The 6,663-nt window shown below is 70.0% G+C and carries 6 protein-coding genes; 4 read left to right on the top strand and 2 right to left on the bottom strand.

What is annotated here, in order from left to right:
• Positions 1–203 precede the first annotated feature (203 nt).
• Positions 204–668: a DUF2231 domain-containing protein gene (locus ACWELJ_RS32725; protein WP_452369945.1), complete on the top strand. Its 465-nt coding sequence runs from the start codon at positions 204–206 to the stop codon at positions 666–668.
• Positions 669–774: 106 nt separating this feature from the next.
• On the opposite strand, the gene lexA is transcribed toward ACWELJ_RS32725, so the two are convergent.
• Positions 775–1,467: a transcriptional repressor LexA gene (gene lexA, locus ACWELJ_RS32720; protein WP_452369946.1), complete on the bottom strand. Its 693-nt coding sequence runs from the start codon at positions 1,465–1,467 to the stop codon at positions 775–777.
• Between the two features lie 513 nt (positions 1,468–1,980).
• On the opposite strand from lexA, the gene ACWELJ_RS32715 reads away from it, so the two are divergent.
• The 3 genes from ACWELJ_RS32715 (at position 1,981) to nrdR (ending at position 4,180) form a co-directional block, all read left to right on the top strand.
• Positions 1,981–2,190 carry a hypothetical protein gene (locus ACWELJ_RS32715; RefSeq protein WP_452369944.1) on the top strand — a complete coding sequence of 70 codons (210 nt, stop codon included), beginning with the start codon at positions 1,981–1,983 and terminating at the stop codon, positions 2,188–2,190.
• 184 nt (positions 2,191–2,374) lie between these two features.
• Positions 2,375–3,598: a hypothetical protein gene (locus ACWELJ_RS32710; RefSeq protein WP_452369943.1), complete on the top strand. Its 1,224-nt coding sequence runs from the start codon at positions 2,375–2,377 to the stop codon at positions 3,596–3,598.
• A 105-nt stretch (positions 3,599–3,703) separates the two neighbouring features.
• Positions 3,704–4,180 (top strand): transcriptional regulator NrdR, encoded by a 477-nt coding sequence (gene nrdR / locus ACWELJ_RS32705; RefSeq protein WP_452369942.1) that lies wholly within the window; start codon positions 3,704–3,706, stop codon positions 4,178–4,180.
• A gap of 112 nt (positions 4,181–4,292) precedes the next feature.
• Here nrdR and hrpA read toward each other — a convergent pair.
• Positions 4,293–6,663: ATP-dependent RNA helicase HrpA (gene hrpA / locus ACWELJ_RS32700; protein ID WP_452369941.1), on the bottom strand; the 2,371-nt coding region annotated here is incomplete at its 5' end.

Genomic DNA, 6,663 nt, shown 5'->3' with positions numbered 1-6,663 from the left:
GGCGCCCGCCGAGGCCGCGGCCCCGCGAGTCGCCGAAGCGGTCGCCACGGCGGCCCCGGCCGACGAAGCGCCCACGCAGCTGCTCACCCGCTTCGTGGAGCCGGCCGAAACCGACTGACCGCGGCTCGTGATCGAACCGGTCGGGCCCGGCGTACGTTGTACCGATTACGCCGGGCATTCACCGAGTTCGAAAGAGCCGATACATGTCGACAATCAATGGGCTGCCCGCCCATGTCCTGCTGGTGCACGCGGTGGTGGTGCTGGTCCCGCTGACCGCGGGCCTGCTGATCCTGTGCGCGCTGTGGCCCGCGGCCCGCGCCCGGCTGATCTGGCTCACCGTGGTGCTGGCCGTCGTGGTGACCGCGCTGACCCCGATCACGGTCGATGCGGGGGAGTGGTTCCAGAGTCGGCTGGGCATGCCGCCGGCGATCGACGAACACGCGCGGATCGGGCGGCAGATGCCGTACTTCGTTGCGCCACTACTGATTTCGGCCGCCTTGGTCGCCTTCGCGCAGCTGCGGGCCCGGCGGGAACGGCCACTGGGCCGGGTGCTGGTGGCCGTGATCGCGGTGGTCGCGCTGGCCGCCGGCGCGGCCGCTACCTGGCAGACCTTCCGGGCCGGGGATACGGGCGCGCACGCGGTGTGGAACGGCGTGGTCGATCACTGAGAACCCGGTCGACCACTGCGAAAGCGGCCGATCACCGCGAAAGCGACTGTCGTGACCCGGCGGCCGGTCTGCGGGGCGGCCACCGAGTCACGACAGTGCGGCACGGTCAGATCTTGCGGATGACCGTGACGACCTTGCCGAGAACCTGGGCGTCATTGCCCGGAATCGGCTCGAACAGGGGGTTGTGCGGCATCAGCCACACCTGGGAACCGGTGCGCTTGAACGTCTTCACGGTGGCTTCGCCGTCGATCATGGCCGCCACGATGTCCCCGTTGTCGGCCACGTTCTGCTGGCGCACGACCACCCAGTCGCCGTCGCAGATGGCCGCGTCGATCATGGACTGACCGACGACCTTCAACAGGAACAGCGAACCCTCGCCGACCAGTTCGCGCGGCAGCGGGAAGACGTCCTCCACCGCCTGCTCGGCCAGGATCGGGCCACCGGCGGCGATCCGGCCCAGCACCGGGACGTAGGTCGGGATCGGGTGATCGTCGGAGGACTCGGCCTCGGCATTGATCGCGCGCAGCTGGGACACCCCGGCGGTGGCGCGCACCGCCGTCTCGTCCAGGCCCCGGACGTCCACGGCGCGTGGGCGATTCGGGTCGCGGCGCAGGTAGCCCTTGCGCTCGAGCGCCCGTAGTTGATGCGCCACCGAGGAGGTGGAGGTGAGGCCGACGGCATCGCCGATCTCCCGGATGCTGGGCGGGTAGCCGCGGTCGTGCACCGAGGTGCGGATGACCTCCAGGACCCGGCGCTGGCGCACGGTCAGATCGGCGCCGGCGCCGGAGGATTCGGACAGGGGGCCGTTACCTTCGGGACCAAGGGGTCCGTTCTCACCGTCCACGCCGCCGTGTTCGCTCACCGCCGCCGTCCTCCGTTCACTGCTGTCGCTCACCGGAATTCGTTCCCGCACGCGCCGTGTCGTACGTCCGGGCAACTCGTGACTCGACTGTAGACCGTGTGACGCGTGTGATCAAACATCTGTTCGACGCATGTCGCGGAAATCAGTGACATCCCCGGCGGGCCGTGGTAGAAATTCGAACATCAGTTCATCGAACACATGATCGAGTCAGTTGTCCAGCACCCTGCGGCCCGCCCTACTTTGGAGGTTACTTCGATGCGCGCCATGGTCAGCGAGATCGACACTCTGGAAAGCGATTTGGGATTCGACAGCCTCCCCTGGGAGCTGCGTTCGAATCGGTCCCCGGTTACCCCGGACGAGGGCGCGGCACGCCCCGTTCTCGACCGCCGCCCCTGCCGCGCGCGAGTCCGGCCGATGCCTCGCGCGGGTGTTCGAACCGATCATGTCGTCGTGCGACACGCCGTGGGACGCGCCCGCGGAATGCATCCGCTGGACCGTGTGCAGCGGGCCCGGACCGGTTTCGCGGCGCTCGCGATCACCGCGCTGGTGAGCGCTCTGGCCGTGGCCGGACTGATCGGCCTCGCGCAATTACGCTCCGGCGACTTCGATTCGCAGACCACGCCGCCGGCGGTGCAGCTGGTGCAGCCGCCGGTGCGATAGCGACGGTGCTGCTCAGGCGGTTGCCAGGTCATAGCAGGTATTCGGGATAGGGATCCCCGGCCAGTGGGGTGGCCGAAATTGCAGATTGAAAACTGAAACGTGTTGCTAGCGTCCCCCTGGATGTGACAGAGGCTACATCCGCGCCGGTCGGGCATCGGCCCGCGCGTGAGCGACAGGGGGCGTAATGCCGAGAGTTCGAGGGTTGGTTCGGGTGGCCGGTGTGCTCACCTGCCTGATGTTCGGGTTGGTGACCGCACCGGCGGTGCACGCGGAGTCCGCGTACGCCGAATATCTGGATCTGCCATCGGTGAACGGGGACGGTGCGGCGGGCGGCGGATTGAATCCCGCCCTGCCCCTGGACCCCGACACCCTGCGCGGCGCGCTCGACGCCGCACGCGCGGCGGGGGTACAGCCGCGGCGCTACGCCACGCTGCTGCACCAGTACTGGCTGGTGGTCGCCACCCACAATGCCGAGATCGATCTGGCCGGGTGGGATCCCGGGCGCGGCGTCGCGGCCAATACGGCCACCTTCACCCAGGTGTACGTGAACTACCTGCGGCTGAACAACTCTCACCCGGAGTACTGGTGGACCGGCCTGGCCGGGCTGGCGGGCGGCTCCTTCGCCTCGGGCTTCTTCGATATGGGCGATGTCTCCGCGATCGTCAGCGTGCCGGGCCTGCATCAGCTCGGCGACGCGGTGGCCGACCTGTTGCGCGGCACGCCCGAGCCGCTGCTGGACATCCTGCCCTCGGACATCCGCGCCCTGGGCACCGAAGGGGAGCGGCTCACCGCCGACGATCTGGCCTGGTACCAGACCCGGCTGATGATCATGCAGAAGCACATCTTCATCGACCAGGTGCCCATGCACGAGGCGTACGCCGCCGCGGGCGAGGCCGGCGTCGAGGAGATGTACCAGGCCGGGGTGCTCGACGAGAACGCCATCACGGCCTGGCGGGACATCGCCGGCGGCACCCAGGACGGGCTCGCCGACGCCGCGCTGCGTATGACCGACCGGGAACAGAACCAGATCATCGCCGACCAGTGGGACGTCACCTCGCACGGTCGCGGGGTCATGGGCCGGGTGCTGACCTACGTCAGCACGATCGCGGGGAAGGCCGCCGTCCCCGGGGTGCGCGCGCCCGGGGTGTTCGCGCCCACCACCCTGACGGCGGGGACCATGTCGTTGCGGGCCCCACTGCCGGACTTCAACTGGGCCGACCGCGACACGCGGTGGACCTACATCACCGGCGACCTGCTGCCGCGCTATCTGGAGCTGTGCGCGAACCCGGCGGTGGCGAGACCGGTTCTGGCCGAACCGTTCTCCGCCAAACTCGTCCACGGGCGGCTCGTCCAGCGGCTGCCGGACCTGCTCGCCGACATGACCTCGCAATGGCGATTGACGGCCTGATTCTCCGCCGCCGACCCGGGCGGACGCCGCCGACCGCGTCCGCCACGGTATCCTCGAGATTGCTCGAGGTTGCTGTGGAACCCAGGCATCGACGAAGGATCCCGGATGCATTGCCCGTACTGCCGCCATCCCGATTCGAGGGTGGTCGACTCGCGTGAGGCCGAGGAAGGCACCGCCATCAGGAGGCGACGTGCCTGTCCGGAATGTGGGCGCAGGTTCACCACCGTCGAGACCGCCATCCTGTCGGTGGTCAAGCGCAGCGGTGTCACCGAGCCGTTCAGCCGCGAGAAAGTGGTCCGCGGCGTCAGCCGCGCCTGCCAGGGCCGCGAGGTCGACTCCGATGCCCTGAACCTGCTCGCCCAGCAGGTGGAGGATGCCGTGCGGGCCAAGGGGTCCCCCGAGGTGCCCAGCCACGAGGTCGGCCTGGCCATCCTCGGACCGCTGCGCGATCTGGACGAGGTCGCCTACCTGCGTTTCGCGTCGGTGTATCGATCCTTCAGTTCCGCCGAGGATTTCGAGCGCGAGATCGCGGATCTGCGCAAGCACCGCGACGAGCACGCGGTCGCAGCGGCCGCGGAATAGCCGAACGAGCCGCCGGGGCACAGCACCCCGCATCCTATCGATTCACGGTCCGGCCCCGAGCAATTCGGAGCCGGACCGATCCGTATCCGACCGCGCTTCCGATGCGTATTCGTCAGCGCTTCTGCGGTGGGCGGCGCGCGGCGTCGATCGCCTTCTCGATCCGCTTCGCCGAGACCGGGTACGGGGTGCCGAGCTGTTGGGCGAACAGGCTCACCCGGAGTTCCTCGATCATCCACCAGATTTCGACGATGTCGCGACCGCCACGACGGTCCTCCGGGAGGTTGGCCACCAGCCGGTCATAGGCCGCGTGCACGCGATCGAGCTCGGCCATGCCCGCGCGGTCCCGGTTGGCGGCGGCGGGCAGCGCCTCCAGCCGCAGCCGGGCGGCCTCCAGATACCGTGGCAGTTCCCGCAATCGGGCGCTGCCCCATTCGGAGATGAAGCCGGGGAAGATCAGATCGTCGAGCTGGTGGGCTACATCGTCGGTGGCGTCGCGGTCGCGGGAGTCGGCGAGGACGGCGCGCACCCGATGCGCTTCGGCCAGTACCGGAACCACCGAGCGGACGATATTCGCCACGGCGGTGGTGAACCGCGGGCGGACCTTCTCCACCAGGGCCTGGAACTGCTCGGGGCTGCGCACCGGCCCGCCCTCGGCGGCGATGAGCTCGTCGGCGGCGCAGGCGCGGCAGTCCTCCACCAGGGCATCGAGGGTGCCGTACGGATTCTGGCTCAGCGCGAGCCGATCCGTGGGCGGCAGGCCCGCGGTGACGGCGCGGGTGCTGGTGGTGATCGCGCCCAGCAGCAGGGCACGGGTGCCGGTGCGCATGGCGGTGGCCTGCTCGGCGGGCGAGCTGAGCACCCGCACCGCCACCCCCTCGGACTCGGCGACCAGGGCCGGATAGCCGGTAATGGTCTGTCCGCCGACCTGGCGTTTGACCGCGGACGGCAGGGTGCCTAGCGACTCGGAGGTCCACACGGCGGCCGGGGCCCGCTCGGCGGCGTTGTTGGCGCGCGCCACCGACTTCGAGACCTGTTCGGCCAGACGGGTTTTCAGCTCGGCCAGGCTCTTGCTGCGCGCCACGATGGTGCCCGACGGGTCAACGGCGGCGAAGGTCATGCGCAGGTGATCGGGCAGGCCGGCCGGGTCCAGCACGGCGGCGGCGATCGTCACCGAGCCGAGCTGCGACAGCTCCCGCGCCAGGCCGGTGCGCAGCGGTTCGGCGCGCGGGGTGAGGCGGTCCAGCGCGGCCTTGGCGAAGTCCGGCGCCGGAACCACGGTGCGGCGCAGCTGCTTGGGCAGCGTCTTGATGAACGCCGCCGCCAGCTCCTCGCGCATCCCGGGCACCAGCCAGTCGAAGCCGACCGAGCGGACGTGCGCCAGCTGGGCGATCGGAATGTGCACGGTGACACCGTCGTCGGCCTGGCCCGGCTCGAATTGATAGGTCAGCGGGAACGTCAGCTCACCCTGGCGCCAGCTGTCCGGGTAGGAGGTCGGATCCAGCAGGGCCGCGTCCTCGTTCACCACCGTGGAAGCGGTGAAGTCGAGCAGATTCGGGTCGGTGCGCTGGGCCTTGCGCCACCAGCTGTCGAAGTGCCGCACCGAGACGATGTCCGACGGGATGCGCCGGTCGTAGAACTCGAACAGCACCTGATCGTCGACCAGGATGTCGCGCCGCCGCGCCCGATGCTCCAGATCGGCCACATCCTCGAGCAATTCGCGGTTACGCGCGAAGAAGTCGTGCTTGGTCTGCCACTCGCCCTGCACCAGCGCGTGCCGGATGAACAGCTCCCGCGACAGCTCCGGATCGATACGGCCGAAATCGACGCGCCGCTGGGTCACCAGCGGAATCCCGTACAGCGTGACCCGCTCGTAGGCGGCCGCCGCACCCCGCTTGGCCGACCAATGCGGTTCGGAGTAGGTGCGTTTCACCAGATCCCCGGCCAGCCGCTCGGCCCACTCCGGTTCGATCCGCGCCGCGGTGCGCCCCCACAACCGGGAGGTCTCCACCAGCTCGGCCGCCATCACCCACCGCGGCGGCTTCTTCGCCAGCGCCGACCCGGGGAAGATCATGAACTTGGCATTGCGCGCCCCGAGGAACTCCCGGCTCTCCGCCTCTCGTACGCCGATATGCGACAGCATGCCCGCCAGCAGCGCCTGATGAATCGACGTCACGTCCCACGGCAACGCGTCATCCGCGAGCCCGGCCTTCGCGACCAGCGATTCCGCCAGCCCGCCGGAGCCGGACCCCCCGCTCCTGGAGCCGCTGCCGCGCCCGGAGCGCGCCCCACGCCCCGACTCTCCACGGGGGCCGTCCCCACGTCCGCCGGTACCGGATATCGCACCGCCGGAACCGGTTCCGCGCCCCGAAGCCGTCCCGCCGCCGACCCCGCGCCCGATGTCACGGTTGGCTTCGCCGCCGTCGGCGCGTTGCGTGCCGCCAGTCTGCCGGGAATCGTTGCGGCGCCCGGTTTCCGCGCCACGG

This window comes from Nocardia sp. NPDC004582, from assembly GCF_053602115.1.
This window is presented reverse-complemented; position numbering and strand designations above follow the sequence as displayed.

Excerpts from the sequence above, each read along its gene's own strand:
- ACWELJ_RS32725 (WP_452369945.1), top strand. The coding sequence starts at position 204 with ATGTCGACAATCAATGGGCTGCCCGCCCATGTCCTGCTGGTGCACGCG.
- nrdR (WP_452369942.1), top strand. The coding sequence starts at position 3,704 with ATGCATTGCCCGTACTGCCGCCATCCCGATTCGAGGGTGGTCGACTCG.
- ACWELJ_RS32710 (WP_452369943.1), top strand. The coding sequence starts at position 2,375 with ATGCCGAGAGTTCGAGGGTTGGTTCGGGTGGCCGGTGTGCTCACCTGC.